Origin of the sequence: Streptomyces sp. NRRL S-87, from assembly GCF_000719335.1 — a bacterium.
In the GTDB taxonomy this organism is placed as follows: Bacteria; Actinomycetota; Actinomycetes; order Streptomycetales; family Streptomycetaceae; genus Streptomyces.
The window spans coordinates 1-26,443 of record NZ_JOGB01000063.1 but is presented as its reverse complement, the minus strand read 5'-3'; the positions used below and the strand labels follow the sequence as shown (position 1 = coordinate 26,443).

The 26,443-nt window shown below is 72.5% G+C and carries 25 protein-coding genes, 1 tRNA gene and 1 pseudogene; 14 read left to right on the top strand and 13 right to left on the bottom strand.

Annotated elements, in window-relative coordinates; genetic code table 11:
- Positions 1-6: 6 nt before the first annotated feature.
- Complete coding sequence (locus IF43_RS0129730) at positions 7-1,863, top strand: ATP-binding protein (RefSeq protein WP_051796413.1); 1,857 nt, start codon at positions 7-9, stop codon at positions 1,861-1,863.
- Positions 1,864-1,944: 81 nt separating this feature from the next.
- Here IF43_RS0129730 and IF43_RS0129725 read toward each other — a convergent pair whose 3' ends face one another.
- Positions 1,945-4,269 carry a SpoIIE family protein phosphatase gene (locus IF43_RS0129725; protein ID WP_030207758.1) on the bottom strand — a complete coding sequence of 775 codons (2,325 nt, stop codon included), beginning with the start codon at positions 4,267-4,269 and terminating at the stop codon, positions 1,945-1,947.
- A gap of 104 nt (positions 4,270-4,373) precedes the next feature.
- Between IF43_RS0129725 and IF43_RS0129720 the strand changes: the two genes are divergently transcribed.
- Entirely contained in the window at positions 4,374-5,897 is a 1,524-nt protein-coding gene (locus tag IF43_RS0129720; protein ID WP_030207756.1) for an FAD-dependent oxidoreductase, read from the top strand.
- A gap of 173 nt (positions 5,898-6,070) precedes the next feature.
- Here IF43_RS0129720 and IF43_RS38400 read toward each other — a convergent pair whose 3' ends face one another.
- The gene (locus IF43_RS38400) at positions 6,071-6,544 is read right to left on the bottom strand and encodes a MarR family winged helix-turn-helix transcriptional regulator (protein ID WP_051796409.1); all 474 of its coding nucleotides are present in this window, start codon (positions 6,542-6,544) and stop codon (positions 6,071-6,073) included.
- 101 nt (positions 6,545-6,645) lie between these two features.
- Between IF43_RS38400 and IF43_RS0129710 the strand changes: the two genes are divergently transcribed.
- Positions 6,646-7,905 (top strand): multidrug effflux MFS transporter, encoded by a 1,260-nt coding sequence (locus IF43_RS0129710; RefSeq protein WP_051796407.1) that lies wholly within the window; start codon positions 6,646-6,648, stop codon positions 7,903-7,905.
- Between the two features lie 103 nt (positions 7,906-8,008).
- Positions 8,009-8,224, top strand: coding sequence for a DUF4287 domain-containing protein (locus tag IF43_RS0129705; protein ID WP_030207746.1), 216 nt, complete (start codon positions 8,009-8,011; stop codon positions 8,222-8,224).
- 65 nt (positions 8,225-8,289) lie between these two features.
- Here IF43_RS0129705 and IF43_RS0129700 read toward each other — a convergent pair whose 3' ends face one another.
- Both IF43_RS0129700 and IF43_RS0129695 read right to left on the bottom strand, forming a co-directional pair.
- Positions 8,290-9,372, bottom strand: coding sequence for a magnesium and cobalt transport protein CorA (locus IF43_RS0129700; protein WP_030207743.1), 1,083 nt, complete (start codon positions 9,370-9,372; stop codon positions 8,290-8,292).
- A gap of 193 nt (positions 9,373-9,565) precedes the next feature.
- Complete coding sequence (locus IF43_RS0129695) at positions 9,566-9,904, bottom strand: MerR family transcriptional regulator (RefSeq protein ID WP_030207740.1); 339 nt, start codon at positions 9,902-9,904, stop codon at positions 9,566-9,568.
- Between the two features lie 263 nt (positions 9,905-10,167).
- Here IF43_RS0129695 and IF43_RS0129690 point away from each other — a divergent pair, with 263 nt between their 5' ends.
- On the top strand, positions 10,168-10,527 hold the full coding sequence (locus IF43_RS0129690; RefSeq protein ID WP_030207733.1) for a hypothetical protein: 360 nt from the start codon (positions 10,168-10,170) through the stop codon (positions 10,525-10,527).
- 343 nt (positions 10,528-10,870) lie between these two features.
- Here the strand turns inward: IF43_RS0129690 and IF43_RS0129685 are convergent, their stop codons facing one another.
- From IF43_RS0129685 to IF43_RS0129675, 3 genes are all read right to left on the bottom strand, one after another.
- Entirely contained in the window at positions 10,871-11,074 is a 204-nt protein-coding gene (locus tag IF43_RS0129685; RefSeq protein ID WP_030207730.1) for a cold-shock protein, read from the bottom strand.
- Positions 11,075-11,472: 398 nt separating this feature from the next.
- Positions 11,473-12,201, bottom strand: a complete 729-nt coding sequence (locus tag IF43_RS0129680) for a maleylpyruvate isomerase family mycothiol-dependent enzyme (RefSeq protein WP_030207725.1) — start codon at positions 12,199-12,201, stop codon at positions 11,473-11,475.
- Between the two features lie 40 nt (positions 12,202-12,241).
- A complete protein-coding gene (locus tag IF43_RS0129675) occupies positions 12,242-13,651 on the bottom strand; it encodes a PLP-dependent aminotransferase family protein (protein ID WP_030207724.1) in 1,410 nt (469 codons plus the stop codon).
- A 55-nt stretch (positions 13,652-13,706) separates the two neighbouring features.
- Here IF43_RS0129675 and IF43_RS0129670 point away from each other — a divergent pair, with 55 nt between their 5' ends.
- The 5 genes from IF43_RS0129670 (at position 13,707) to IF43_RS0129650 (ending at position 16,965) form a co-directional block, all read left to right on the top strand.
- Entirely contained in the window at positions 13,707-14,882 is a 1,176-nt protein-coding gene (locus tag IF43_RS0129670) for an MFS transporter (RefSeq protein WP_030207722.1), read from the top strand.
- A gap of 134 nt (positions 14,883-15,016) precedes the next feature.
- Positions 15,017-15,904: a ketopantoate reductase family protein gene (locus IF43_RS0129665; RefSeq protein ID WP_030207716.1), complete on the top strand. Its 888-nt coding sequence runs from the start codon at positions 15,017-15,019 to the stop codon at positions 15,902-15,904.
- A gap of 154 nt (positions 15,905-16,058) precedes the next feature.
- Positions 16,059-16,325, top strand: a complete 267-nt coding sequence (locus IF43_RS0129660; protein WP_030207712.1) for a hypothetical protein — start codon at positions 16,059-16,061, stop codon at positions 16,323-16,325.
- Positions 16,322-16,690, top strand: coding sequence for a hypothetical protein (locus tag IF43_RS0129655; RefSeq protein ID WP_030207709.1), 369 nt, complete (start codon positions 16,322-16,324; stop codon positions 16,688-16,690). Before IF43_RS0129660 ends, IF43_RS0129655 begins: the two co-directional genes overlap by 4 nt.
- A complete protein-coding gene (locus IF43_RS0129650) occupies positions 16,687-16,965 on the top strand; it encodes a hypothetical protein (protein ID WP_030207701.1) in 279 nt (92 codons plus the stop codon). Before IF43_RS0129655 ends, IF43_RS0129650 begins: the two co-directional genes overlap by 4 nt.
- Before the next feature lie 119 nt (positions 16,966-17,084).
- Here IF43_RS0129650 and IF43_RS0129645 read toward each other — a convergent pair whose 3' ends face one another.
- Positions 17,085-17,576 carry a DUF1772 domain-containing protein gene (locus IF43_RS0129645; RefSeq protein WP_037890621.1) on the bottom strand — a complete coding sequence of 164 codons (492 nt, stop codon included), beginning with the start codon at positions 17,574-17,576 and terminating at the stop codon, positions 17,085-17,087.
- A gap of 5 nt (positions 17,577-17,581) precedes the next feature.
- Positions 17,582-17,902 (bottom strand): annotated as a pseudogene (locus IF43_RS0129640) (hypothetical protein); the annotation flags it as partial.
- Positions 17,903-18,033: 131 nt separating this feature from the next.
- Between IF43_RS0129640 and IF43_RS0129635 the strand changes: the two are divergent.
- Positions 18,034-18,996, top strand: a complete 963-nt coding sequence (locus tag IF43_RS0129635; protein WP_051796404.1) for a LysR family transcriptional regulator — start codon at positions 18,034-18,036, stop codon at positions 18,994-18,996.
- Between the two features lie 53 nt (positions 18,997-19,049).
- Here IF43_RS0129635 and IF43_RS0129630 read toward each other — a convergent pair.
- Positions 19,050-19,120: transfer RNA gene (locus tag IF43_RS0129630), tRNA-Gly, on the bottom strand.
- Positions 19,121-19,599: 479 nt separating this feature from the next.
- On the opposite strand from IF43_RS0129630, the gene dcd reads away from it, so the two are divergent.
- On the top strand, positions 19,600-20,181 hold the full coding sequence (gene dcd / locus IF43_RS0129620; RefSeq protein WP_030207690.1) for a dCTP deaminase: 582 nt from the start codon (positions 19,600-19,602) through the stop codon (positions 20,179-20,181).
- An 8-nt stretch (positions 20,182-20,189) separates the two neighbouring features.
- Positions 20,190-20,687: a phosphoribosyltransferase gene (locus IF43_RS0129615; protein ID WP_030207686.1), complete on the top strand. Its 498-nt coding sequence runs from the start codon at positions 20,190-20,192 to the stop codon at positions 20,685-20,687.
- A 99-nt stretch (positions 20,688-20,786) separates the two neighbouring features.
- Here the strand turns inward: IF43_RS0129615 and IF43_RS0129610 are convergent, their stop codons facing one another.
- The 3 genes from IF43_RS0129610 to IF43_RS37070 form a co-directional block, all read right to left on the bottom strand.
- Positions 20,787-21,767: a Yip1 family protein gene (locus IF43_RS0129610; protein ID WP_030207679.1), complete on the bottom strand. Its 981-nt coding sequence runs from the start codon at positions 21,765-21,767 to the stop codon at positions 20,787-20,789.
- A gap of 217 nt (positions 21,768-21,984) precedes the next feature.
- A complete protein-coding gene (locus tag IF43_RS0129605; RefSeq protein ID WP_030207676.1) occupies positions 21,985-24,258 on the bottom strand; it encodes a (Fe-S)-binding protein in 2,274 nt (757 codons plus the stop codon).
- A gap of 110 nt (positions 24,259-24,368) precedes the next feature.
- On the bottom strand, positions 24,369-25,073 hold the full coding sequence (locus tag IF43_RS37070; protein ID WP_063753419.1) for a sugar transferase: 705 nt from the start codon (positions 25,071-25,073) through the stop codon (positions 24,369-24,371).
- 232 nt (positions 25,074-25,305) lie between these two features.
- On the opposite strand from IF43_RS37070, the gene dnaK reads away from it, so the two are divergent.
- A partial coding sequence (dnaK, locus tag IF43_RS0129595) for a molecular chaperone DnaK (protein WP_030207670.1) occupies positions 25,306-26,443 on the top strand: 1,138 nt, incomplete at its 3' end.

The window sequence follows — 26,443 nt, the reverse complement described above, 5'->3', positions numbered from 1 at the left end:
GCAGACATGGACGTTTCGTCGCGGTTCCTCGGCGAGCTGGAGGCCGCGCTCGCCGCCCTGCGCGCCGGCGGGACCGGTGTGCGGCTGCCCGCGGGCCCCGGCCGGGCGGGCGAGCTGGCGGCGGCGTTCAACGCCCTGGCCGGGTCCCTGGACGAGGCCGCCGCGGCCGGCGCGAAGGAGGACCGGCTGAGAGCCGGGCTGGTCCGGCTGGCCGCGGGCATGCGGGGGCTGACCACGGCCCCGGCGCTGGCGGCACTGGTGATGCGCGAGGTGCCGCCGCTCGTGGGGGCGCCGTACGGGTGCCTCTTCCTCGCGGAAGGCGGGGCGCAGCGCGGGAGGGAGGACGAGGCGGGGGACGGGTCGGGGGACGGGCCGGGGGGCGGAAAGGACGCCGGCCGGGACGGTGCCGGGGGCGGCTGGCTGGTCGCGGCCGCCGGGTACGGGCTGCCGGAGGGGCCGGAGGCGCCGCCGCGCCGGTTCCGCACCGGTCAGTCCCTGGTCGGCCAGGCCGCCCGCGACCGTGCGCCGATCGTGCTGGCCGACGTACCGCCCGGCTACGTCGAGGTCGCCTCCGGCACCGGGTCCACCGATCCGGCCGTCCTGCTCCTGCTGCCCGTGATCGCCGAGTCCGGCGGCCCGGTCCTCGCCGTGCTCGAACTGGCCGGGCTGCGGGCCTGGAACAGGGCCGAGCGGGGGTTCCTCGACGAGGTCGCCGGCCTGCTCGCCGGCCGCCTGAGCCTGCTCGCCGCCCGCGCCGGGGGCGCCGAACAGCTCGCCCGGGCCGACGGCCTCGCCGTCGACCTGGCCGCCCGCTCCGCCGAGCTGGCGGCCCGGGGCCGTGAACTCGTGCGCAGCGCCGCCGACCTGAAGGAGAGCACGGAGCGGCTCGCCGAGCGGGACCGGGAGGCCGCGGAGCGCGACGCGGAGCTCCACCGGGCCCGTGGCGAGCTGGACGACCGGGCCCGGGCGCTGGCCCGCACCTCCCTCTACAAGTCGGAGTTCCTGGCCAACATGAGCCACGAGCTGCGCACGCCGCTCAACAGCCTGCTGATCCTGGCCCAGCTGCTCGCCCAGAACCCCGAGGGCAACCTCACCGAGAAGCAGGTGGACTACGCGACCGTCATCCACTCCGCCGGCTCCGACCTGCTCCAGCTGATCAACGACATCCTCGACCTGTCGAGGGCCGAGGCCGGGCGGCTGGCGGTGCGCCCCGAACCGGTCCTCCTGCACCGTCTGGTCGCGTACGCGGACGCCGCCTTCCGGCCGGTGGCGGAGGAGAAGGGGCTGGAGTTCCTGGTGTCCGTCGCGCCGGGCGCCGCGGAAGAGCTGACCACCGACGAGTCCCGGGTCCGCCAGGTGCTGCGCAACCTGCTCTCCAACGCGCTGAAGTTCACCGCAGCGGGACGGGTGGAGCTGCGGGTGGCCGCCGCGGACCCCGACGAGCCGCCCGAGGCGCTGCGGGCGGCGAACGGCCCGGTGCTCGCCTTCCGCGTGGCCGACACCGGCGCCGGCATCCCCGCGGACCGGCTGGAGGCCGTCTTCGACGCCTTCGAGCAGGGCGGTGGCGGCACCTCGCACGCGTACGGCGGCACGGGCCTCGGGCTGTCCGTCGGGCGCGAGATCGCCCAGCTGCTCGGCGGCGCGATCACGGCCGAGAGCGAGCCGGGCCGGGGCAGCACCTTCGTCCTCTACCTGCCGGTGCGGTACGCCGCCCGGTACGAGGACGACGCGTTCGAGGACGACGCGTTCGAGGCGGGCGCGTTCGAGGCGGGCGGGTTCCAGGAGGGTGGGTTCGAGCAGAGCGGGTTCCAGGGCGGCGAGGCGGGTCCCGCGGACGGCGGATCCGCGGAGGACGGCTCCTGAGCCGTGGCCGCAGTACGGGGAGGGGGGCGGGAGGCGGCGGTGGGCGGCGTGCGGAACCGGTCGGAGGTCGAAGGTCCGTGGTCAGGAGACGCGCACCACCACCAGGCTCGTGTCGTCGTCCGTGTCGCCGATCACGGCCGCCATCAGCCGGTCCGCCTGCTCCTCCACCGGTCCCGCGACGAGCCGCTCCGCGGCCCGTCGCAGCGCCGCCAGGCTCTCGTCCAGTCCGGTGTGCCGGCGCTCCACGAACCCGTCCGTGTAGAGCAGCAGCGTGTCGCCGGGCAGGAGCTGCGCGCGCGCCTCCGCGTACGCCACCCCGGGCAGGGCGCCGAGCAGGACGTCGTGGGCGCCCTCCAGGAACCGCGCCCGGCCGGCCCGGAGCAGCAGCACCGGCGGGTGCCCGGCGTTCGCCCAGGCCAGCGAGCGGTCGGCCGGGTCGAACAGGGCGCACACGGCCGTCGCGGTGGGCTGCCCGGGGGTGGCGAGCGTGACGTCGTTGAGCCAGCCCATCAGCCGGCCGGGCGGGCTGCCGGTGAAGGCCAGACCGTGCAGGGCGCCGCGCAGGGCGATCATGGCGGTGGCCGCGTCGATGCCGTGCCCGGCGATGTCCCCGACCGTGACCAGCACCTTCTCTCCGGTGAGCGGCTGCACGTCGTACCAGTCGCCGCCGACCCGGTACTCGGCGGCCGCGGGCCGGTAGCGGGCGGCCACGCGCAGCCCGGGCGGGGTCTCCGTGGTGGGGGCTTCGGGCACGATGGCGCGCTGGAGCCCGAGGACCAGGTGGTTGGTGAGGACGGCGTCCGCCTGGGCGGCGCTGAGCCGGTCGAAGGTCGCGGTGAGCGCGAGCTCGGTGTGGTGCTGCGCGGAGACGTCCTGGAAGACGCCCGTCACGCCGGTGAGGGCCGGGCCCGTCAGCACGGGTTCCGCGGCGATCCGGACGTGCCGCACCCCGCCGTCGGCGCGGACCGCGCGCACCAGGATCTGACCGCCCCGGTGCCGGTCGGTGAGGGTGGCCAGGAGGCCCTCCAGGAGGGGTACGTCGTCCGGGTTCAGCCGGGAGCCGAGCGCGCGCAGCGGGACCGGTGGATCGTCCGGGGCCAGACCGAAGATCGGGTACGCCTGCTGGCTCCAGCGGGAGCCGTCGGCCAGGTCGTCCTCGAACACCGCCAGCCGCTCCAGCCGCTCCAGCGCGCGGGCGACCAGCGGCCGCAACCGGGCCCCTGTGCGCCACAGCACGGCCGTGCGGCCCCGGCCCAGCGGCAGGACCCGCACCTCCGCCATGGCGGGCTCGGCGGCCCCGTCCGCGGGGGCGGCGGGCAGGGCGGGGGCGGACTGGGGGGTGCCGAGCGCGTTCGCGCGGGCGAGGAGGGCGACCAGCTCCTCGTACACGGTGGGGAAGAGCTGGGCCACGGCACGGCCGGCCGGCGCGGGCAGGCCGCCGAGGACGTGGAGCGCGGCGGGGTTGAGGTGCTCGACGACGGAGCGGGAGGCGGTCTCCGCCTCCGTCTCCGGCCCGGCCTCCGGCTGCCCCGTCGTCCCGTGGTCGAACCGGACGATCACCGCCGGGTGGTCCAGCGCGTCGAGGACGGCGGCCAGCACCGGCGGCGCGTCCGGCAGCCCCGGTTCGAAGCTGTCCAGCAGCTGCGCGGAGGGCCGGCACAGCGCCGCGACCGCCTCGCGCACGCGCACGTCGAGGGGCGCCGGTCCCGGCCAGGCGGCCAGGGCGAGCCCGGCGGTCAGACCGTCGCGCTCCAGCGGCACCAGCCCCCGGGCCGCGTCCGGCGTCGGGCCGGGCAGCCGGCCCGCGTCCCCGGGGCCGTTCGGGTACCAGGTGGGGCGGCCCGCGGTCAGGGCGGCGTGCAGCGGGCCCGCGGTCTCGGGCGGGACCCAGCGCCAGTGCCCGGTCGAGGTGACGTCCGCACCGGCGTGGCCGACCAGCTCCAGGCAGTCCGTCCCGGTCCGGCGCCAGAGCAGGACGGTCTCGACGCCGAGCCGCCGCAGGCCGCCCTCCAGCAGCGCCGTCGCGGCTTCGGCGGCGCTGTCGGAGGCCAGGACGCCGGCGATGCCCCGACCGAGGCGGCGGGCCTCCGCGGGGGCCGCGCCGGGAGGTACGAGGGCCGTGCCGACCGCGCCCGCCGCGGGGCCGCCGACACCGCCGGGGCCCGCCGCCACCCCCGCGGCGGCGTTCACGATGTCCGCCGCGAGGTCCGTGGCGGACAGCCCGGTGGAGACCGCGAGCCGCAGCAGGTGGTCGCCGGCCTCGGCGGGGGGCAGGCCCAGCTGGCTGACCAGCACGCCGGTGGCGAGGTGCAGCAGCCTGCGCCGGGCCCGGTCCGCGTGCAGCGCCGCGACCTCGGCCGTGAGGTCCGCGACGGCCGAGGCCAACCCGCTCTCCGGCACGGTCATGCCCGGTTCCCCGCCCCTCTTCCGGTACCTCCGATATGGGGTACGCATAGGTACATACCGACGCATTACGAATTTTAGGACCGCGGTACGGGTACGTGCCGGGCATGGGCAGCGGTATCGGATCGTCGTACTGGACCTCCAGCACGCCCGCGACCGAGTACCCCGTCCTCGACCACGACCGCACCGCCGACGTGGTCGTGGTGGGCGGCGGCGTCGCGGGTCTCTGCACGGCCTTCGAGCTGGCCTCGGCCGGTGTGGAGGTGGTCCTCCTGGAGGCCGACCGGATCGTGCGCGGCACCACCGGGTACACCACCGGCAAGCTGACGGCCCTGCACGGGCTCTGCTACTCCCGGCTGCGCCGCGAGCACGGGCCCCGGGCGGCCGGCCGGTACGCGGCGGCCCAGCTCGACGCGCTGGCCCGGGTCGCGGAACTGTGCGCGGAGCTGGAGCTCGACGCCCAGTTGGAGCGGGTGCCGGCCTACACGTACGCCACCCGGCAGAGCGCTACCGCCGAGCTGCGCGAGGAGGCGGCCGCGGCCCGGGAGGCCGGCTTGGACGCCACGTACGTCACCGAGACCGGGCTGCCGTTCCCCGTGGCGGGGGCGGTGCGGCTGGGCGACCAGTACCAGTTCCACCCGCGCCGCTTCCTGCTCGGGATCGCGCACGAGCTGATCCTGCGGGGCGGGCGGATCCACGAGCTGAGCCGCGTGGTCGCGGTGGAGGAGGGGGCGCAGTGCCGGGTCGAGGTCGCGGGCGGGGCCGTGGTCTCCGCACACGACGTGGTGCTGGCCACCGGCTTCCCGGTCACCGCCCACGCGGCGCTGCTGGCGCGGTTGGGGGTGCGCCGGGAACTGGTGGTGGCGGCCCCGGTCGAGGCCGCGACCGCTCCGGAAGGCGTGTACCTGACCGCGGAGGACCACGTCCGGTCGGTGCGCACCGCCCCGTACGAGGGCGGGCGGCGGCTGCTCGTGGTCGCGGGCGAGGCGTTCGTGCCGGGAGCCGACGACGGGACCGGGGCCCGGCTGGTCCGGCTGGAGGAGTGGGCGGCCCGGTTCGGGGTGGCGGAGCCCTGGTACCGGTGGGCCGCGCAGGACGTGGACTGCGTGGACGGGCTGCCGTGCGTGGGGCACGAGCACCCCGGCACCCAGCACGTGTTCGTGGCCACCGGGTTCGGTGGTTGGGGGCTCAGCAACGGGGTGATGGCGGGCGGGCTGCTGGCCGCCCACGTCACCGGGGGCGCGCGCCCCGACTGGACCGAGCTGTTCGACCCCCGGCGGCGGTTGCCGCTGCGCGACGCACCGGCCCTGGTGCGCGGGCAGGCGGCGGTGGCGCGGCACTACCTCGCGGGGCGGGCGCCGGCCCGGGCGGCGGCACGCGTGCTGCACGCCGGGGCGCGGGCCGGTGCCCGTACGGGAGCGGACGCGGGGGCGGCGGGTGCGGGGTCCGCGGGCAGGGAGCCGGACCGGCCGGTCGTGCGCTGCCCCCACATGGGGTGCGAGCTGGGGTTCAACGCGGCCGAGCGGACCTGGGAGTGCCCCTGCCACGGCTCGCGCTTCGCCGAGTCCGGAGCCCTGCTCCAGGGGCCGGCCACCAAGCCGCTGGAGGATCCGCCGCCGGCTCCGGCGTGAGGTCGGCGGAGCCGCCGGCAAACGATCGAAGGACCCTCCGGCGTGCGGCCGGCGCTCCCCCCGCGGTCGGCGGTCCGCCGTGCGGCCGGCGCTCCCCCCGCGGTCGGCGGTCCGCCGTGCGGTCGGCGCTCCGCCCGCGGTCGGCGCTCCGCCGTGTGCGCGGCGGACGCGGGTCAGAGGGCCGCGTCCCAGTGGGCCAGGTCCTCGATCAGGCGGGCCGTCGTCGCGGGCGGCAGGGTCTCGGCCAGCAGCTCCCGCAGCTGGGCGCTGTGCGCGTCCAGGGCCAGGCGGAGCTTCTCGCGCCCCAGCGGGGTGTGCCGCAGCAGGAACGCCCGCCCGTCGCAGGGGTCGGGATCGCGGCTGATCAGCCCCTTGGTCAGGGCGCGGGCCACCAGGCGGGTCGTACCGCTGGAGGTGAGCCCGATCGCCTCGCCCAGCGGGGCGGCCTGCGCGGTGTGCCCGGGCTGCTGCCACAGCCGCAGCAGGAGCTCGAACTCCGGTCCTTCGAGGCCGGAGGCGGCGGCCATCACCGGCCGGGTGCGGTTGTGCAGCAGGTGCACGACGCGGCTCAGGTGCCCGAGCAGCCGGACCCCCTCGGTGGCCGCCAGCGCGTCGATGCCGGTGCCGTCGTCTCGCACGTCTCCCATGGGCCCATCCTCGGTCATCGGGGTCCGCCATCCGGACAGTGCGCGTCCGGTACTTCCCGACCCTTGAAAATATACCTGCCTAGGCAGGTATATTTTCGGTCATGAGCAGCCCGCGCCCCACCCCCGAAGGAACCGCGGCACACGTGCCCGAATCCGCAGCCGCGGTGGCGGCGCGGCCGTCCCGCCCGGCGCCCCGCATGGTCCTCGTGCTCGGCGCCCTGTCCGCGTTCGGCCCGCTGAGCCTGGACATGTACCTGCCCGGCCTGCCGCAGCTGGCCGGCGAGTTCGGGGCGACCGCCTCCGACGCCCAGCTCACCCTCACCGCCTGCCTGCTCGGCCTCGCCCTCGGCCAGCTGGTCGCCGGCCCGCTCGCCGACGCGTGGGGCCGCCGGCGGCCGCTGCTGTGGGGGCTGGCGGCGTACGCGGTCGGTTCCGCCCTGTGCGCCTTCGCGCCCTCGGTGGGCGCGCTCACGGGGCTGCGCCTGCTCCAGGGCTTCGCGGGCGGCTTCGGCATCGTCATCTCGCGGGCGATCGTCTCCGACCTCTACTCCGGGACCGCCGCCGCCCGCGTCTTCTCGCTCCTGATGGTGGTCAACGGCAGCGCCCCGATCCTGGCCCCGCTGCTGGGCGGGCAGCTGCTCCGGTTGACCGACTGGCGCGGGGTGTTCTGGGTGCTCTCCCTCGTCGGCACCCTGATCCTGGCCGGCGCCGCACTCGTCATCGGCGAGACGCTGCCGCCGGAGTCCCGCGGGGCGCGCGGGTTCGGGGCCACCGTGCGCGGGTTCGGCGCCCTGCTGCGCGAACGGCGGTTCGTGGGCGAGACGTTCACCGCCGCCTTCGGGTTCGGCGCGCTGATGGCGTACATAGCCGGCTCGCCGTTCGTGCTCCAGCAGGTCTACGGGCTCAGCGCCCAGCAGTTCAGCCTCGTCTTCGGCGCCAACTCGATCGGCATCGTGGCCATGGGCCAGCTCAACGCCCGGCTGCTGCGCCGGCTGTCGATGCGCGCACTCATCGGCTGCGGGGTGGCCCTGTCCGGGACCGGTGCCACGCTGCTGCTGGTCTCCGCGCTGTCCGGGCTCGGGCTGCCCGGCGTCCTGCCCGCGCTGCTGATGATCGTCTCCAGCGTCGGCCTGCTGGGCCCCAACACCGCCGCCCTCGCGCTGCAGGGCCGGCCGCGGACGGCGGGCAGCGCCTCGGCCCTGCTGGGCCTGTGCCAGTACGCGCTCGGCGGCCTGATGGCGCCGCTCGTCGGCCTCTCCGGCGCCGCCTCGGCGCTGCCCATGGCGGTGGTGATCGCCTCCTGCGCCGGGCTGTCGGCGCTCACCTACGCGTTCGTGGCCCGTCCCACGCCCGCCGCGTAGGACCGGGACGTGACGCGGACCACACCCGTCCACCGATGAGTCCGCGGCCCGCCCGCGGTCATGAGGAGGAGACGCGACAGCGACGGACCGAGAGGACGACCCCATGACCGCCACCCCCGCCCCCAAGGGCCCCGCCAGCTACTTCCCCTCCATCGAGAAGAAGTACGGCCACCCCGTCGCGCACTGGATCGACCTCATCCGCGCGGCCCCCCTCACCAAGCACATGGAACTCGTCGCCTGGCTCAAGTCCGAGTACGGCCTGGGGCACGGCCACGCCAACGCCCTCGTCGCCCACAGCCTCGCCACCACCCCCGAGTAGCCACGGCCCGCACCAGGGCCCCCGGGCCCCCGGGACCGCCCTCCCGGACGCCCGGGGAGGGCGGGTCAGAGCCAGCCGTTGCGGCGGAAGCCCCGGTGGATGACGAAGCAGGCGACGGAGATGACGCCCAGCACCAGGGGATAGCCGTACGTCCACCGCAGCTCGGGCATGTGGTCGAAGTTCATGCCGTACACGCCGCACACCATGGTGGGTACGGCGATGATCGCGGCCCACGCGGTGATCTTGCGCATGTCCTCGTTCTGGGCGACGGTCACCTGGGCGAGGTGGGCCTGCAGGATGGAGTCGAGCAGCGCGTCGTAGGAGCCGATCTGTTCCGTGGCGCGCGTCAGGTGGTCGGCCACGTCCCGGAAGTAGGCGCGGATGTCGGGTTCGATGACCGGCATGGGCTGGGTGGCGAGCTGCTGCAGCGGCCGGTCGAGCGGCGCCGCGGCCCGCCTGAGCTCGAGCAGTTCCCTCTTGAGCTGGTAGATCCGGCCCGCGTCGCCCCGGCCGGCGTGGTCGCTGAACACTGCGGTCTCGACGGCGTCCATGTCGTGCTGCACGGCGTCGGTGACGGCGAGGTAGTCGTCGACCACGTGGTCCGCTATGGCGTGCAGGACCGCGGCCGGACCCTTGGCCAGTTGCTCGGGGGCGGCTTCGAGAACCTCTCGCAGGGGGCCCAGGGAGCCGTGTCCGCCGTGCCGGATGGTGATGACGAAGTCGGTGCCGATGAAGGCCATCAGCTCCCCGGTGTCCACCACCTCGCTGGTGGCGGTCAGCTCCGCGTGCTCGACGTACCGGACCGTCTTGAACACCGCGAACAGAGTGTCGTCGTAGCGCTCCACCTTGGGCCGCTGGTGCGCGTGGACCGCGTCCTCGATGGCGAGCGGGTGCAGGCCGAACAGCCGGGCGAGGCCGGTGAACTCCTCCTGGCCGGGCTCGTGCAGGCCGATCCATACGAACCCGTCACCGGCCCTGCGCACCCACCGCAGGGCCTGCTCGGCATCGGTGCAGCCGTCCTGCCGGACGCCCTTGACGTAGACCACGCAGTTCACGACCGCGCTGCCCAGCGGCGACCGCGCCGGATGGCTGAGGTCCACGGCGCGCCGGTAGCTGCGGCGGACCGCCTGGCGGATGTTGCTCAACATCGACACTGTGACTCCCTCGGCAGGACGCCGAGCAGTCTTTCATCCGGCCGGACCGCCGGTCCGGCGCCCTCGGGCCGCCCGCAGCGCCGACGGCCTGCGGGTGTGGTCCCTCGGCGCGCCCCGTCGGGGCGCGCGCCCGCGGTCAACCGGAGGACACGAGCCGCGGGTCGGCGACCTGGTCGGCGTACTCGCCTCAAGCCTGCTCCGGGGGCGTGCCGGATGCGGCGGCGCGGCGGTACTCGGCGTTGATGCGCTGGGCTTCTTCGAGCTGGTCCTCGAGGATGATGATGCGGCAGGCGGCCTCGATCGGGGTGCCCTGGTCGACGAGTTCGCGGGCGCGGGCGGCGATGCGGAGCTGGTAGCGGGAGTAGCGGCGGTGACCGCCCTCGGAACGCAGCGGAGTGATCAGGCGGGCCTCGCCGATGGCGCGGAGGAAACCCTGCGTGGTGCCGATCAGCTCGGCGGCTCGGCCCATGGTGTAGGCGGGGTAGTCGTCGTCGTCGAGACGGTCGTACGAGTCGTCTGCTGTCATGTGCACCTCTCCGTGAACGCATAGAGGGGCCCTGGTACCAGTACTGGCACCAGGGCCCTGAAGGAACTACTACACCACCTGCCGGGCCCTGATGAAGCGCCGGCCTTCTGTGTCCGCACACCCGGCCCGGCAGCTGCCGACGGTGCGACTGGTGGGGAGTGCGAAGGGGTCGCGAAGGCGTGGCGCTGCGCGCCCCCGGTTGCCCTTCCCACCCGGCAGGACGACCTGTGGCCGGGGTGGGGTGCCCCGTAGGATCGGGTTCCATGTCGAAGATTGACGAGCTGCTCGTTGACGTCGCCAGGCTGGTGGAGTCCGGGCAGAGCAACCAGATGTCCCTGACCGTCGTGACGGGGGGCGCTGTCATCACAGGCCGGCTGGCACCCGAGGCGGTGTGGCGGCAGCGGGTCTCGGAGGTCCTGGCGGACTCAGACCGGCTGGCCGAGTTCTCCACCGTCTTCGCCTCCGCGGCGGCGAAGGACCGGCCGCCCACACACCTGCACTTCCACCTGGCGCGGATCCTCCAGGGCCCGGTGGGGATCCCGGAGACGGGCGGGATGTACCGCGTCTCGATCGCGGACATCAGCGCCTGGACCATCGGCGACGTCAGCTACTCGGATCACTGACCCTGCCTCACTGCAGAAGTCACCCCGTCGATGCGTGAAAGGACCCCACCGGCACACGTGCCGGTGGGGTCCTTTCACGCATCCAGGGCCAACCCTTGGTGATGCTGCACGTACCGGGAAACTCCGACCACGGCTGAGGGGTGCCGGAATTGCGGGAACCAGCTGACTGGAATGCGGGAGTCGGGCGGTTCGGGCTGGGGGGCAGAATCGTTGAGGGGGAGCGCTGAAAGCGGGCTGCGCGGGCTGCGTTTGTTCGAGTGCGCGCGCACGCCTCGGGAAATGAATGCAGCCGGGGCCCGCATCCCGAGGGATGCGGGCCCCAGCTATGTGTGACGCGTCAGGGTCAGGCGGGAACGATGTTCTCGGCCGTCGGGCCCTTCTGGCCCTGTGCGATGTCGAAGGAGACCTTCTGCCCCTCACGGAGCTCGCGGAAGCCCTGGGTGGCGATGTTCGAGTAGTGGGCGAACACGTCAGGACCGCCGCCCTCCTGCTCGATGAAGCCGAAGCCCTTTTCCGCGTTGAACCACTTCACGGTGCCGGCAGCCATGTCATATCTCCTTGGGGCAGTGCAGCGGAATCCGCACCTTGCGGACGCCGTGTCGCCGCAATGATTCCCTGCCCGGAAAATGACCGGAATGCAAAACGCCTCCGTGCGGCATGAGGCCGGCGGGGCGCCTGAAGTTTGCGGGTACCAAAACTGCAACTGTTTCGACAGTAGCACGCCGGTGCAGTCCGCGCGGGTCCGGTTTTTGCTCCCGAGTGTCGCCGGCGAAAACTCTCCCCGGGGCGCTGGTTAAAACCTCCGTCCGCGAACGCAGATATCCGCACATCCGCAGGCGGCTTTTTCGGCCGTGACGAACTGGAGAAGGGCGCACCCTGGCGCCGGGAATCGAGCTGCTCCGTCCGCCCCCTTGCTGACCGCTGTTCACCGCCTCTACCGGCACGTTATGGCACAGCTGGCCAGGTGCCTGGGGCCGGTGGCAGGGGCCAGTCGGGCGGGATCGGCAGGGGGCGGTCGGACGTGAGCGGGGAGGCGGGCGCGCGGCCGCTGAGCCAGCCGAGGAGGGCGTGGCCGGAGCCGGCGATGGCGGGGCCGCCGGGGGACACGGCCCAGGACCGGCCGATGTCGAGGGCGTCGACCCGGGTGACCGGGAAGTCGCGTGCGGCGAGCGCCCTGAGGGTGTCGTCGAGGGCCCAGGTCACGTACGTGGCGGGCCAGTCGGTCGTGCGGTAGCCGACGTTCAGGTCGACGTGGTGCGTTTCGAGTTCGCGCCAGCAGCGGTGGAGGGTGTACCAGGCCGGGTGCTGCCAGCCCGCGAGGGCAGTGACCAGGATGCCCCGACGTTCCACGGGCATCGATCCGGCGTCCTCGGCCAGGCCGGCAAGGCGGCCGCGCAGGTCCGTGGCGAGCTCGGCCGCGGGGCGGTCGGCGCCTTCCCGGACGGCCCGGGCGAACGCCTTGGCATCCGTCCTCGGGGTGGGCTCGATGCCGGTGCGGGCCGTGGCGAGCAGCCGCCGGTAGGCGCCGACGCCGTGGGCGACGTGGCTGATGACGTGGCCGCGGGTCCAGCCTGGCAAGGCCGAGGGCGCACGCGTCCCCTCGTCGGTCAGCGTGTCGAGGGCTGCGGTGATCCGGGCGGCGGAGCGGGTGACTTCCTCGAGTACGTCGAGCATCTACGTACCGTAAGGCGGGGGAACCGGCACGTGACGCGGGCTACCGGCCCCTGAGCAGGCCGCCGACCGCCGTGATGCCTGCCGCGACGGCGCGTTCGCCGACGTTGCCGAACCCGAGGATCAGCTGCACCGGCTCCGTCGCGCGCGAGGAGCGGAAGGTGCTCATTCCGTAGAGGCCGACGGACCGGGCACGGGCGGCGGAGACGAGTTCCTGCTCGTCGGCCGGCCCGTCGAGGTGTGCCACCGCGTGGAAGCCCGCCGCGAGACCGGTCACCGCGACGTCAGGGGCGTGTTCGGCGAGGGCGGCCAGCAGGGCGGTACGACGTGCCGCGTAGGTCGTCCGCATCCGGCGCAAGTGCCGGTCGAAGCGTCCTGACTCGATCAGTCTCGCGAGGGCGAGCTGGTCGAGCGTGGGGGACCCGCGGTCGTTCGACTGCTTGTGCCCGACGATCAGCTCGGTGAGCGCGGGCGGGCAGAGCATCCACCCGATGCGCAGCGCGGGCGCGAGGGACTTGCTGACGGTGCCGATGGAGATCACGCGGTCCGCGGCGAGTCCCTGCAGCGCGCCCACCGGCTCCCGGTCGTACCGGAATTCGGCGTCGTAGTCGTCCTCGATGACGACGGCGTCCCGCCTCCCGGCCCACTCGATCAGTGCGAGCCGCCGCTCGGGCGCCAGGGCGACGCCGGTGGGCCACTGGTGCGCGGGGGTCAGGACGACGGCGCGGGCGTCGGTCCTGGCGAGCGTCCGTACGTCGATCCCGCGCTCGTCGACCGGCACGGGGACGGCCGACATGCCGGCTGAGGCCGCAGCCGAGGAGATCGTGGCCGGTGAGCCGGGGTCCTCGTACGCCACCGTACGGATGCCTGTCCTGGCCAGGGCGGACAGGGCCAGACCGAGGCCCTGCGCGTAGCCGGAGCAGATCACGATCCGCTCCGGATCTGCCGCGGCGGCGCGCACCCGCCGCAGATATCCGGCCATGACCTCGCGCAGTGCCGCACTTCCGCGGGGGTCGCCGTAGTCGAGCGCCGCCGTGGACATGGTGCGTGCCGCCTCGCGCGTGGCCCACAGCCAGTCGGCGAGCGGGAAGCTGTTCAGGTCGGGGACGCCGTACCTGAAGTCGGCGACCAGGGGGGACGGCGACGCCGGGGGCGGTGACGCGGGCGTCGACGGTACGCCCGCTCCGGCGGCGACCCGCGTGGCCGAGCCGACCCGTGTCACGAGGTATCCCTCGGCCTGGAGCTGCGCGTAGCACTCCTGCACGAGGCCGCGCGAAACCCCCAGCACCCGGGCGAGTTCGCGGGAGGACGGCAGCCGTTCGCCGATCTGCAGCCGCCCGGTCCGGATCGCGTCCCGCAGTCGCAGTTCCAGCTGGGATCGCAGCGGTTCGCCGCTGTCCCGGTCGATGACCAGCAGCAGCTCGGGCGACAGACCGGACCACTCCAGAGGCATGGAATTGGATCTTACTGGCGGTCCGCTCCGCCCCTAGCTTCGTCGTGTGACCAGGATGATCAACTCTCAAGCCGAGGATGCTCGTTCGCGGCCGGCGCTGGTGACGCGGCCCCTGCTGCTGCGCTTCGTCTCGGTCATTGGCGCCTCGACGAGCTTCTACCTGCTGCTCTCCGTCGTTCCCGTCTACGCCGAGGCGTACGGAGGCGGTCATGCCGCGGGACTGGCCTCGGGTGCGCTGATGCTCGCGACGGTCGGAGGCGGTCTGGCCGCTCCCCGGTTCGTGGCCCGCTTCGGCTACCGCCCGCCGCTGGCGGCGGGGCTGGTCCTGCTCGGTGCGCCCGCGCTGGTGCTGACCGTGTCCGGGAGCACGGTGTGGATCACGGCGGTCTGTGCCGTGCGCGGTCTGGGCTTCGGGGCCACGGTCGTCGCGGGTGGTGCTCTGACGGCGTCGCTGATCCCGCCCGAGCGCCGTGGTGAAGGGCTGGCGCTGGTCGGCATCGTGTCCGGGGTCCCGTCGCTGGCGGCCCTGCCGCTGGGAGTGTGGTGGGCGGCGCACGTCGGGTACGGACCGGTGTGCGTCGCCGGCGCGGTGGCCGCGCTGGCGGCCATCGCCTCGGTGCCGGGAGTGCCGGACCGCGAGCCGGCCTCGGGGCGGCCGATCGGGGTGCTGGCCGGGTTCCGGACGGCCGCACTTGTGCGACCCGTCGTCGTCTTCTCGGCCACCGCACTCGCTGCCGGAATCATCGTCACCTTCCTGCCCCTCGCCGTCCCGTCGGCTTCCACCGGAGCCGTCGCCGTGGCCCTGTTCGTCCAGCCCGCGGCAGCGACCGTGGCCCGCTGGGTCGCGGGCCGGTACGGCGACCGGCACGGACCGGCCTCACTCGTCGTGCCCGGCCTGGCCGCCTCGGCCGCAGGGATGCTGCTGACCGCTCTCACGCACAGCCCGGTCGCCGTCGTCGTGGGCGTCGCCCTGTTCGGGGCCGGATTCGGAGCCGTCCAGAACGCGACGCTGTCGCTGATGTACGCGCGTGTCCCCGAGTCCGGCTACGGCACCGTCAGCGCCCTGTGGAACGTCGCCTACGACGCGGGCATGGCCGTCGGGGCCGTCGGCTTCGGCATCCTCGCCGCCCGGACCGGCTACCCCTGGGCCTTCACCCTCACCGCCGCGCTGATGCTCACCGCCCTCGTCCCGGCCTGGCGCGACCGCCTGGCCGACGGCACCGGCCGATGACCGGCACCACCTAATGCCGCCGGGGCCAAGGCTCCGCCACCCGTACGTGTCGTCCGTCGCGTTCGTCGACGACCTGACTGCCTTCAGCGACGAGACCGCCCCATGAGCACGGTCTTCCACGAACAGGAGCCCACATGACCAGCACCACCATGACGGTGGCCATCCTCGGACCCGGCGGAGTCGGCGGCCTGATCGGCGGCCTGTTGGCCCGCGACGGGCACCGCGTCATCTGCCTCGCCGGAGAGGAGACCACTGCCGTGCTGCGCCGTGACGGTCTGCGCGTCCGGAGCGCGCGGTACGGCGACTTCACCACTCCGGTCGAAGCGGACACGTTGCTGCGCGAACCGGTCGACGTCACGCTCGTGACCGTCAAACAAACCACCCTGCCCGCCGCCCTCGACCGTGTTCCGCCGCAGGTCCTCGGCAACGGTGTCGTCGTACCGCTGCTCAACGGACTCGACCACGTCGCAGCGCTCCGCCGGCGGTACCCGGCCGGCCAGGTCGTGGCCGGGACCATCAGGGTCGAGGCCACGCGCACGGCGCCCGGGCGCATCGCCCACACCAGCCCCTTCGCCGCCCTCGAACTGGCCGCCCCGCTCGTCGACCTCGCATCCCGCCTCAGGCACGCCGGCCTCGACGTGTCCCTGCGCACCGACGAGAGCGCGATGCTCTGGGACAAGCTTTCCTTCCTCGCCCCGTTCGCCCTGCTGACCACGCGCCACCGGGCCGCTGTGGGCGTCATCCGCGACGAGCGGCGGTCGGAACTGCTTGCCGTCCTCGACGAAATCACCGCGGTGGCTCGGGCAGCGGGCGCACCGGTGAGCGCCGAGGCCGTGCTCTCGTTCTTCGACCGGGCACCCGAGACGATGAAGTCCTCGATGCAGCGTGACGCGGAGAACGGCCACCCGATCGAACTCGACGCCATCGGCGGGGCCGTCCTACGGGCCGCCGCCACTCACGGGATCGAGACCCCGATGACCGCACGCCTCGTCGCGGAACTGGCTCCCACAGCGAGCGAGTAGGCGCCGCCGCAGAAGATCCACGCGCCGCGTCCGCATACGTTGAGAGGTCTGGACAACAATCAAGCCCCAGGCCGCTGGTCTTCTTTCCCTGCCTCGATCACTCCTCGGGAGGGCTTCATAGCGTCAAGGAAGCGTGACGGTTTATGCTCTTTCTGTGCGAGCACCGAGCGACCCCCTGACCGGCGACGAGAAGACGGAGTTGGACGACGCCCTCCAAGCTGTCCGTCGGGCTGAACATGCCCTCGCGCGGGCGCAGGCGCACCTCAATCGCACGGCGGGTCGCATCGGTTCCGCCGACCGCTACGGACAGAAGGCCGCGGTAGGCCGCCGCGTCGGCTGGTCCCGCCAGCACATCACCACCCTCGCCAACGCCTACCAAGCGGGCGAACTGGACCAGGAGGAGAGGACCGAAGTCGCATGAGCACCGCGCCCCAGCCGTCCGCCGTCCCGCAGCCGCCCGCCCAGCCCGAGGCGCTCCGCGCGGCCCTCGCGCAGGTCGCTCCTCACCTCCTCGCCGACTTCGACCGTGACCGCGCGGCCAGCACCGCCCGCGCCCGCGCCGAGGTGTCCGCCGTTCCCCTCCGGACCTTCACCGAGGCGTGGGCCGTCGAGGTGGCCATCGCCCGGCACCCGGAGACCGCTGCTCGGCTCCGCGCGCTCGAGGATCGTGCCGGAGACGTCGACGACCTTGGCGAGGCGCGGGTCATCGCGGCCGAGATCAGCAGCATCCGCAGCGCGGCTGCCACCGAGGCAGGCATCCGAACCGCCGACGGGGCCGGCCGGTGACCGACGACCGTTGGGTGTGGGAGTACGCCTTCCATGCTGAGGACGAGGTCGGCTACCCGAAGGCCGTCCGCGACGAGGTGAAAGCCGTCGCCGACCAGATCGTCGAACTTGCGGACCTCGGCATCGACCCGGCCGGACTCGGCGACCCCACCCCTGGTACAGCTCGCCGCCACACGCTCCCTTCCGGCGGTTGGTTCGAGACCCAGGCGCTACCCCGGACAAGGCCGCGCCTCCTCGCCGTGGTCTTGGTCGTACCGCCGCTGCATCTGCTCTGACGCACCTACGGGCCCCACGCTCGGCCGGCACCTTCACATGCCGGCCGCGAATGCGAGGGTCCCAAGGTGGCATGCGGGCAGGACCCCCGCCCTGACACGGCTGCATCCCATCCCTGGGGTCAGGCCGGGGTGGTCTGCGGCTGCTTCCGGTCAGCCGGGGGTTGCCTCAAGAAGAGGACGATCAGCAGGCCGAAAGCGGTGAGCGCGGTGAGCGTGCGCAGGTGGTTGAAGAGTTCCCAGCGCCGCAGGATCTCCGCGTGATCGGCCGGGGCCGAGCTGATCGCCCATTCCTTGATCCGGCCGTTGATCGGTACGTTGCCGAGCCGGGTTATCAGGAAGGACGCGAGGGTCAGCAGACCTGCCGAACCCGCGATCAGCCGGGCGCGGCCGCGTGTCAGGGCCGCGAGAGCGAGGGAGCTCAGCGTCGACGTGGCCATCGCCGCCTGCATGGTGATGCCGTTCATCTTCATCAGTTCGGCGTGGAACGACAGCCGCATGTCGAGCGGTACCGCGTTGAAGGTGGGGACCAGGTTGGCCGCGCCGTAGCCGAATGCGCCGGCGAGGAGACCGGTGGCGAGCAGGGCGAGCCCTTGGAGGAGGCGGATGCGCATGTTCGTCACGCCCGCCCGTCGACGAAGCGGTCCGCCGGTTCGCCGCGGAGGTGTCCTGGGGGGAGCCGTCGGCCGTATGCGAGCAGGAGGAGATCCTGCGCTGCGCCGGACAGCGGCGTTCCGGTGCCGAAGGACCGGTCGAGGTCGTCGGCGCGGAGTTCGATGCCGCCCAGGTCGGCTCCGAAGGACTTGAGGGTCCTGGCGTCGACGCTCCCCAGGAGGATGCGCACGCGGTCCTCGGGAACCCGGCGGCCGAGGCCCAGGGCGACCGTGATGTCCAGACCGTGGACCACGTCGTGGCCCAGGGCTGGCGCGATCCCGCCGATTTCGGCTGCGATCGCGGCTGTGGTGTCCGCGGCTGGTCTCCGGTGCGTCGTGTTCCCCATGGCCTCAAGGCTCTCGGCAGGCCCACCATAAGTCCAAGAGTTTGCATGTCTCGCAACTAGAATGATCAGTTATGGATATTCGGCAGCTGCGGTACTTCGTCACGGTCGCGGAGGAAGCCAACTTCACCCGCGCCGCCGCCCGTCTGCACCTGGCGCAGCCGGGGGTCAGCGCCCAAGTCCGCCAGCTCGAAAAGGAACTCGGGCACCCGCTGCTCGACCGCTCCGGCCGATCGGTGACCCTGACGGAGGTGGGCGAGGCCGTACTGCCGTACGCGCGCGCCGCGCTCACCGCCGTCGAAGCGGTACGGCAGACCGCGAACGAGTTCACCGGACTGCTGCGCGGACACGTCACCCTCGGCCTCGTGTCGGGCGCGGCCGCGGCAGCCCACGAGTTCGACCTGGCCGCTGTCCTGGCCGGCTTCCACGAGGACCACCCTGGGGTGGAGATCGCCCTGACCGAGGACACCTCGGAGCGGATGCTCACCGCACTGAATCGCGGGGAGCTCGACATCGCCGTGATCGGACTCGCGGACGAGGAACCCCCACCGGGCATCTCCGTCCAGGTCCTGGTCGACGAAGCCCTGGTCGCAGCCGTCGCCCCGGACGACCCCGCCCTTACGCCCCCGGACCGCGCGAACATTCCGCTGGCCGAGCTGCGTGATCGCCCGCTGATCAGCCTGCCGCGTGGCACAGGGATCCGTGGAGTGCTGGACCGTGCATGCGCGCAGGCCGGGTTCCGGCCCCGCATCGCCTTCGAGGCAGCCGCTCCGTCGTTCCTTGCACAGCTCGCTGCCCGCGGTCTCGGCGTCGCGGTGGTTCCGGCCCTCCCTGCCGGTGCGGCGTCGGCCTTCGGGCTGCGGACGTTGGAGATCATCGACCCGCCGCTGCGCGGCCGGGTCGCTCTGGCCTGGCGGACGGACGGCCCCTCCAGCCCCGCAGGCACGGTCTTCCTGGACCTGCTGCGCACAACCCTCAGACCCAAGCTGGCGCACGATGAGGGCACTTGTGGCACGCGTACGGTACGTGAGCCCTGAGAGGTCTAGACAACGACGAAGGCCCTGGTCTCTGACCAGGGCCTTCGTTCAAGAGCGGGTGACGGGAATCGAACCCGCGCTCTGAGCTTGGGAAGCTCATGTTCTACCATTAAACTACACCCGCGAAGCACACCACTTGGTGATGTTGCAGCGTTGCACACTGTACCCCATGTCCGGCCCCCCGTGGTGAAACCCGTGGGGGCTTGTGTTGTTTTCGGCCACGAAACGCGTGCGGGGGGCGGGAGTTGAGGCGTACCGTGGCGTGGCGGAGTGCCGCCTGGAGCGGGTCGGGAACATCCCTTAATGTGGCGATTCGTCGCAGTCAGCTCGTTGGGAAAGGGACTCCATGGGCGCTATGGAGCACACCGTCGTGCGTTGTGCCGGAGGGCACGTGTTCAACACCGTTTCGTTCCCGCTGCAGCAGCTCGGGCCCGGCCGGATCGGCCCCGCCCGGCTCATCCGCTGCCCGCGCTGCGCGCGCCTGCGGCACGCGGTGCGCGTCGAGCGCTAGGCGCCCCCAGGGATGCCCCCCGGGGGGTACGCCACGGGCGCGCGGGCTGTCCTGATTGGGGCGGTGCCGCGCGCCTTGCGTATCCTCGGGACGTGCTTCTCTCAGACAAGGACATCCGGGCCGAGATCGACAGCGGGCGGGTGCGCATCGACCCGTTCGACGAGTCGATGATCCAGCCCTCCAGCATCGACGTACGTCTCGACCGCTTCTTCCGGGTGTTCGAGAACCACCGCTACCCCCACATCGACCCCGCCGAGGAGCAGAGCGACCTCACGCGGCTGGTCGAGCCCGAGGGGGACGAGGCCTTCATCCTGCACCCGGGCGAGTTCGTCCTCGCCTCGACGTACGAGGTCATCTCGCTGCCCGACGACATCGCGTCCAGACTGGAGGGGAAGTCCAGCCTCGGCAGGCTGGGGCTGGTCACGCACTCCACGGCCGGGTTCATCGACCCCGGTTTCTCGGGGCACGTGACCCTGGAGCTGTCGAACCTCGCCACGCTTCCGATCAAGCTCTGGCCGGGAATGAAGATCGGGCAGCTGTGCATGTTCCGGCTCAGCTCGCCCGCGGAGTTCCCGTACGGAAGCGAGCGGTACGGATCGCGGTACCAGGGCCAGCGCGGCCCGACGGCCTCGCGGTCCTTCGTGAACTTCCACCGCACCGAAGTCAGGAAGTGAAGACCGGTATGAGTGCAGTACGCGAATCCCTCACGTACGACGGCTTCGGCCGGGCCGTGCGCGAGCTCGCCACCACCATCGCCGAGGACGGCTACGAGCCGGACATCATCCTGAGCATCGCCCGCGGTGGCGTGTTCGTCGCCGGCGGCCTGGCATACGCGCTGGACTGCAAGAACATCCACCTGGTGAACGTCGAGTTCTACACCGGTGTGGGCACGACGCTGGAGATGCCGGTCATGCTGGCCCCGGTGCCCGACGCGATCGACTTCTCCGACAAGAAGGTCCTGATCGCCGACGACGTCGCCGACACCGGCAAGACGCTCAAGCTGGTGCACGACTTCTGCGTCGGCAACGTGGCCGAGGTCCGCTCCGCGGTCATCTACGAGAAGTCCCACTCCCTCGTGAAGTGCGAGTACGTCTGGAAGCGTACGGACGACTGGATCGAGTTCCCCTGGAGCGTCGAGCCGCCGGTCGTCGCGCGGGAGGGCCAGATCCTCGACGCGTGACGCCCCCGTCACCCCGATGTACGAGAGGGGCCCGCCGGATCCGGTCCGGCGGGCCCCTCTCGCGTACCCGGGCGGGCGCCCGGTGCGGTGTGCGCGCTCCTACAGCGTGCCGAGCTTGATGATCGACAGCAGGGCCACCAGCTGGATCGACGACGCGCCCAGGGCCTTGGGCCACGGCAGGTCGTGGGCCTTGCTGATCAGCGACGTGAACAGCGCGCCGGCCGCCACCCAGGTGGCCCAGCCCAGGACCTGGACGAGGCCGTTGTCGCCGCCCAGGAAGACCGCGAAGAGCAGCCGCGGGGCGTCGGTGATCGACATGACCAGCATCGACAGGCCCACGGTGGGCTGCCAGGAGCCGTCGCCGCCCAGCTGGCGGGCCAGCGTGTGCGTGACCGCGCCCAGGATCAGTCCGAGGACGACGAACGCCACACCGGCGGACAGCACGATCGGCACCGCCTGCGCGAGGGTCGCCTTGATCGTGTCCTCGCGGGTGTCGTCGAGGCCGAAGACCGCGAGCAGCCCGTACACGAAGGTCACGACCAGGGCCGGGCCCCACACGGCGTAGTCCCGCATCTGCAGGAAGGTCGAGCCGGGGCGCAGGACGATGCCGCCCAGCAGCTGCTTCCACGGCAGGCGGGGGCCTACCGGACCCGCGGGGGCGTGGCCCGCGCGGTAGGCGGTGCCGTCGCCGTACGGGTCCTCGCCGACCGCGAACACCTGCGTGTGGCCGGGGTGGTTGTCGTACGGGTCGCCGCCCGGGCCCTGCGGGTACGGGGCGCCGCCGCGCGGGTCGTAGCCGCCGTCGTGGCGGCCGTCCTGCGCGTACGGGTCGAAGTACTCGGGCTCGCCGTGACCGCCGCCCTGACCGCCCTGCTGGGGCCATTGCTGCTGCGGGGCCTGCGGGGGGTACGCCCGGCCGGCCGGGCCCGGCCCGGGGTACGGCTGCTGCGGGGCCTGCCCGGGGTAGGGCTGCCCCCCGCCGTACGGGGGCGGTGCCTGCTGCCCGTACGACTGCTGCTGCCGCGGGGGTTGTTGGGGGGTGCGGTTGTCCCGGCCGCGTCCGATCCTGAATCCAGCCACGGGGTCGAACGTACCTGGTCGGGCGGGGGTCGGTGGCCGGGCCCCCGGAACAGGGGGGCTTTGCGGCTGAGCTGTGACATCCCCTAGGGGGTCTTTCGGGGGTGTCCGAGGGGTGGCGTCGGCCCCACGAACGACGGACGGCCGGTCCTTGCCACAGGGGGCAGGACCGGCCGTCCGTCACCTCACGGGGATCCCGGACCTCGCGGGACTCCCGCGGCTACTTCGCGGGCTCCGGCTCCGGCGCCTCGGCGCCCTCGCCGTCGCCCTCCGCGGCCGGCGGCAGCGGCGTCTTGACGGACTCCAGCAGCAGCTGGGCCACGTCGACGACCTGCACGGACTCCTTGGCCTGGCCGTCGTTCTTCTTGCCGTTGACCGAGTCGGTCAGCATGACGAGGCAGAACGGGCAGGCGGTGGAGACGATGTCCGGGTTGAGGGACAGGGCCTCGTCGACGCGCTCGTTGTTGATGCGCTTGCCGATCCGCTCCTCCATCCACATCCGCGCGCCACCGGCGCCGCAGCAGAAGCCCCGCTCCTTGTGGCGGTGCATCTCCTGCTGGCGCAGGCCGGGGACCTTGTCCATGATCTCGCGCGGCGGCGTGTAGACCTTGTTGTGGCGGCCCAGGTAGCAGGGGTCGTGGTAGGTGATCAGGCCCTCGACCGGGGTGATCGGGATCAGCTTGCCCTCGTCGATGAGGTGCTGCAGCAGCTGCGTGTGGTGGATGACCTCGTAGTCGCCGCCCAGCTGCGGGTACTCGTTGGCGATGGTGTTGAAGCAGTGCGGGCAGGTCGAGACGATCTTCTTCGCCGACTTCGGCTTCTTCGTCGACTCGTCCTCGTCGTCCTCGCCGAAGGCCATGTTCAGCATGGCCACGTTCTCCTGGCCCAGCTGCTGGAACAGCGGCTCGTTGCCGAGGCGGCGCGGCGAGTCACCGGTGCACTTCTCCTCGCCGCCCATGATCGCGAACTTGACGCCCGCCATGTGCAGCAGCTCCGCGAAGGCCTTGGTGGTCTTCTTGGCGCGGTCCTCCAGGGCGCCGGCGCAGCCGACCCAGTAGAGGTAGTCGACCTCGGACAGGTCCTCGACGTCCTTGCCGACGATCGGGACCTCGAAGTCGACCTCCTTGGTCCACTCGACGCGCTGCTTCTTGGCCAGGCCCCAGGGGTTGCCCTTCTTCTCCAGGTTCTTGAGCATCGTGCCGGCCTCGCTCGGGAAGGCGGACTCGATCATCACCTGGTAGCGGCGCATGTCGACGATGTGGTCGATGTGCTCGATGTCGACCGGGCACTGCTCCACGCACGCACCGCAGGTGGTGCAGGACCACAGCACGTCCGGGTCGATGACGCCGTTCTCCTCGGCGGTGCCGATCAGCGGGCGCTCGGCCTCGGCCAGTGCGGCGGCCGGGACGTCCTTGAGCTGCTCCTCGGAGGCCTTCTCCTCGCCCTCCATGGTCTTGCCGCCGCCGGCCAGCAGGTACGGGGCCTTGGCGTGCGCGTGGTCGCGCAGCGACATGATCATGAGCTTCGGCGAGAGGGGCTTGCCCGTGTTCCAGGCGGGGCACTGCGACTGGCAGCGGCCGCACTCGGTGCAGGTGGAGAAGTCGAGGATGCCCTTCCAGGAGAACTGCTCGACCTGGGAGACGCCGAAGACGTCGTCCTCGCCCGGGTCCTCGAAGTCGATCTCCTTGCCGCCGGAGGTCATCGGCTGCAGGGCGCCGAGGGCGGTCCCGCCGTCCGCGTTGCGCTTGAACCAGATGTTCGGGAAGCCGAGGAAGCGGTGCCAGGCCACACCCATGTTGGTGTTGAGCGAGACCGTGATCATCCAGATCAGCGAGACGCTGATCTTCACCATGGCGGTGAAGTAGATGAGGTTCTGCAGGGTGCCGAGCGAGAGCCCGTCGAAGGCCGCGACCAGCGGGTACGACACGAAGTACGAGGCCTCGTAGCCGTCCACGTGGTGGATGGCGCCCTCGAGTCCGCGCAGGGTCAGGATCGCCAGGCCGATGGTGAGGATGACGTACTCGACGAAGTACGCCTGCCAGGACTTGGAGCCCGCGAAGCGCGACTTGCGGCCGGCCTTGGAGGGCAGCGACAGCAGTCGGATGACCATGAGGACGGCGATGCCCACCACCGTCATCAGGCCGATGAACTCGGTGTAGAGCTCGAACGGCAGGAAGTCGCCGACGACGGGGAGCACCCAGTCCGCCTGGAAGAGCTGCCCGTACGCCTGGACCAGGGTGGGCGGCAGGGTGAGGAAGCCGACGGCCACGAACCAGTGCGCGAAGCCGACGATGCCCCAGCGGTTCATCCGGGTGTGGACGAGGAACTCCCTGGCCAGCGTGATCGTCCGCTGCTTCGGGCGGTCCGTGCGGGAGCCCGCCGGGACCGGCTGGCCGATCTTCACGAACCGGTAGATCGCGGCGATCGCACGCGCGAAGAGCGCGACGCCGATCACGGTCAGGACCAGCGACACAATGATCGCGGCGAGTTGCATTGGGGGCTCCTCGGGCGGGCACCATTACTAAGCGGTAACTTATTCAGTCAAGCTGAGGTTACCCACTCCACGCGCCGCACTGTAGCCGTGCGAGCGGTGATCTGTGTCGCTCAGGCGGGCCTTGCCCGGCGCTCCGCGCACCCCTGCGGAGGTGGCGCCTCCGCGCTCGCCCCCGCTGTCGGTGCAGGAGCCATGCTTCCAGGTCCGGGGTCCTTCGGTACAGAGCCGCCGGGTACCGAAACGGGCTCGGTGGCCGGTACGGCGGCCGGAGCCCCGGCCGGCGCGGGCCTGCGCACCCGCAATACGGCGCGCGGGGTGCGGGCGAGGACGGCGAGGTCCATGCCGAGCCAGTGGTGCTCGACGTAGTGCAGGTCCAGCAGGGCCATCTCCTCCCACGGCAGGTCGGAGCGGGCGCCGACTTGCCAGAGCCCGGTCATGCCGGGGCGTACGCCGGCCCGCTCGCGCGGGGCGTCCGCGCCGGGCGGCAGCGGCCGCGGCCCCACCAGCGACATCTCCCCGCGCAGCACGTTCCACAGCTGCGGCAGCGCCTCCAGGCCGGCCCGGCGCAGCCACGTGGCGCGGCCGCAGCGGAAGAGCCACCGGCCGTACGGGCGGCCGCCGAGCCCCGCGGCCTCCTCCCGCACCAGCGGCGCGGCCCGCTCGGCCACCGCGACGGCGGCCGCGAGCACCAGCAGCGGCACCGCGCCCAGGGCGAGCAGCGCGGCGCTCGAGACCAGGTCGACGGCCCGCTTCGCCGCGCCCGGCCGGGGGCGGGTGAGGGCTGCGGGCAGCGTCGGCCGTACGAACGTGGGCATCCCCCCACGTTCCCTCCGAACGGCTCCCGCCCCGCGCCGCCGCGCTGCGGTATCCCCCGCTCGGGCGCTGCCCGCCGGGGCCCTTCCCGGGGCCGCCGCGCCAGGGGGCTCGGGTCGACCTGAGCGTAAGGGCCGCGTAAGAGTTGAGTCGCCACGACTCAGTTCTGTTGACGGGTGCGCGGCCTTGGGGCATCCTTGAGCCTGTTCCACTCAAGTCATGGAGGAATCAGAAATGGCACGTGCGGTCGGCATCGACCTGGGCACCACTAACTCCGTCGTCAGCGTTCTCGAAGGCGGCGAGCCCACCGTCATCACCAACGCCGAGGGTGCCAGGACCACGCCGTCCGTCGTCGCCTTCGCCAAGAACGGCGAGGTCCTCGTCGGTGAGGTCGCCAAGCGGCAGGCCGTCACCAACGTCGACCGGACCATCCGCTCGGTCAAGCGCCACATGGGCACCGACTGGAAGGTCGGGATCGACGGCAAGGACTTCAACCCGCAGCAGATGTCGGCGTTCATCCTGCAGAAGCTGAAGCGGGACGCCGAGGCCTACCTGGGCGAGAAGGTCACCGACGCGGTCATCACCGTCCCGGCGTACTTCAACGACTCCGAGCGCCAGGCCACCAAGGAGGCCGGCGAGATCGCGGGCCTCAACGTCCTGCGCATCGTCAACGAGCCCACCGCCGCCGCCCTGGCGTACGGCCTCGACAAGGACGACCAGACCATCCTCGTCTTCGACCTCGGTGGCGGCACCTTCGACGTGTCGCTGCTGGAGATCGGCGACGGCGTCGTCGAGGTCAAGGCCACCAACGGTGACAACCACCTCGGTGGTGACGACTGGGACCAGCGCGTCGTCGACTACCTGGTGAAGCAGTTCGCCAACGGCCACGGTGTGGACCTGTCCAAGGACAAGATGGCGCTGCAGCGCCTGCGCGAGGCCGCCGAGAAGGCGAAGATCGAGCTCTCCTCCTCCACGGAGACCACGATCAACCTGCCCTACATCACGGCCTCGGCCGAGGGCCCGCTGCACCTCGACGAGAAGCTCACCCGCGCCCAGTTCCAGCAGCTGACCTCCGACCTGCTCGAGCGCTGCAAGACCCCGTTCCACAACGTCATCAAGGACGCCGGCATCGCGCTGTCCGAGATCGACCACGTGGTCCTGGTCGGCGGTTCCACCCGCATGCCCGCCGTCGCCGAGCTCGTCAAGGAGCTGACCGGCGGCAAGGAGGCCAACAAGGGCGTGAACCCGGACGAGGTCGTCGCCATCGGCGCCACCCTCCAGGCCGGTGTCCTCAAGGGCGAGGTCAAGGACGTCCTGCTCCTCGACGTGACCCCGCTGTCCCTCGGCATCGAGACCAAGGGCGGCATCATGA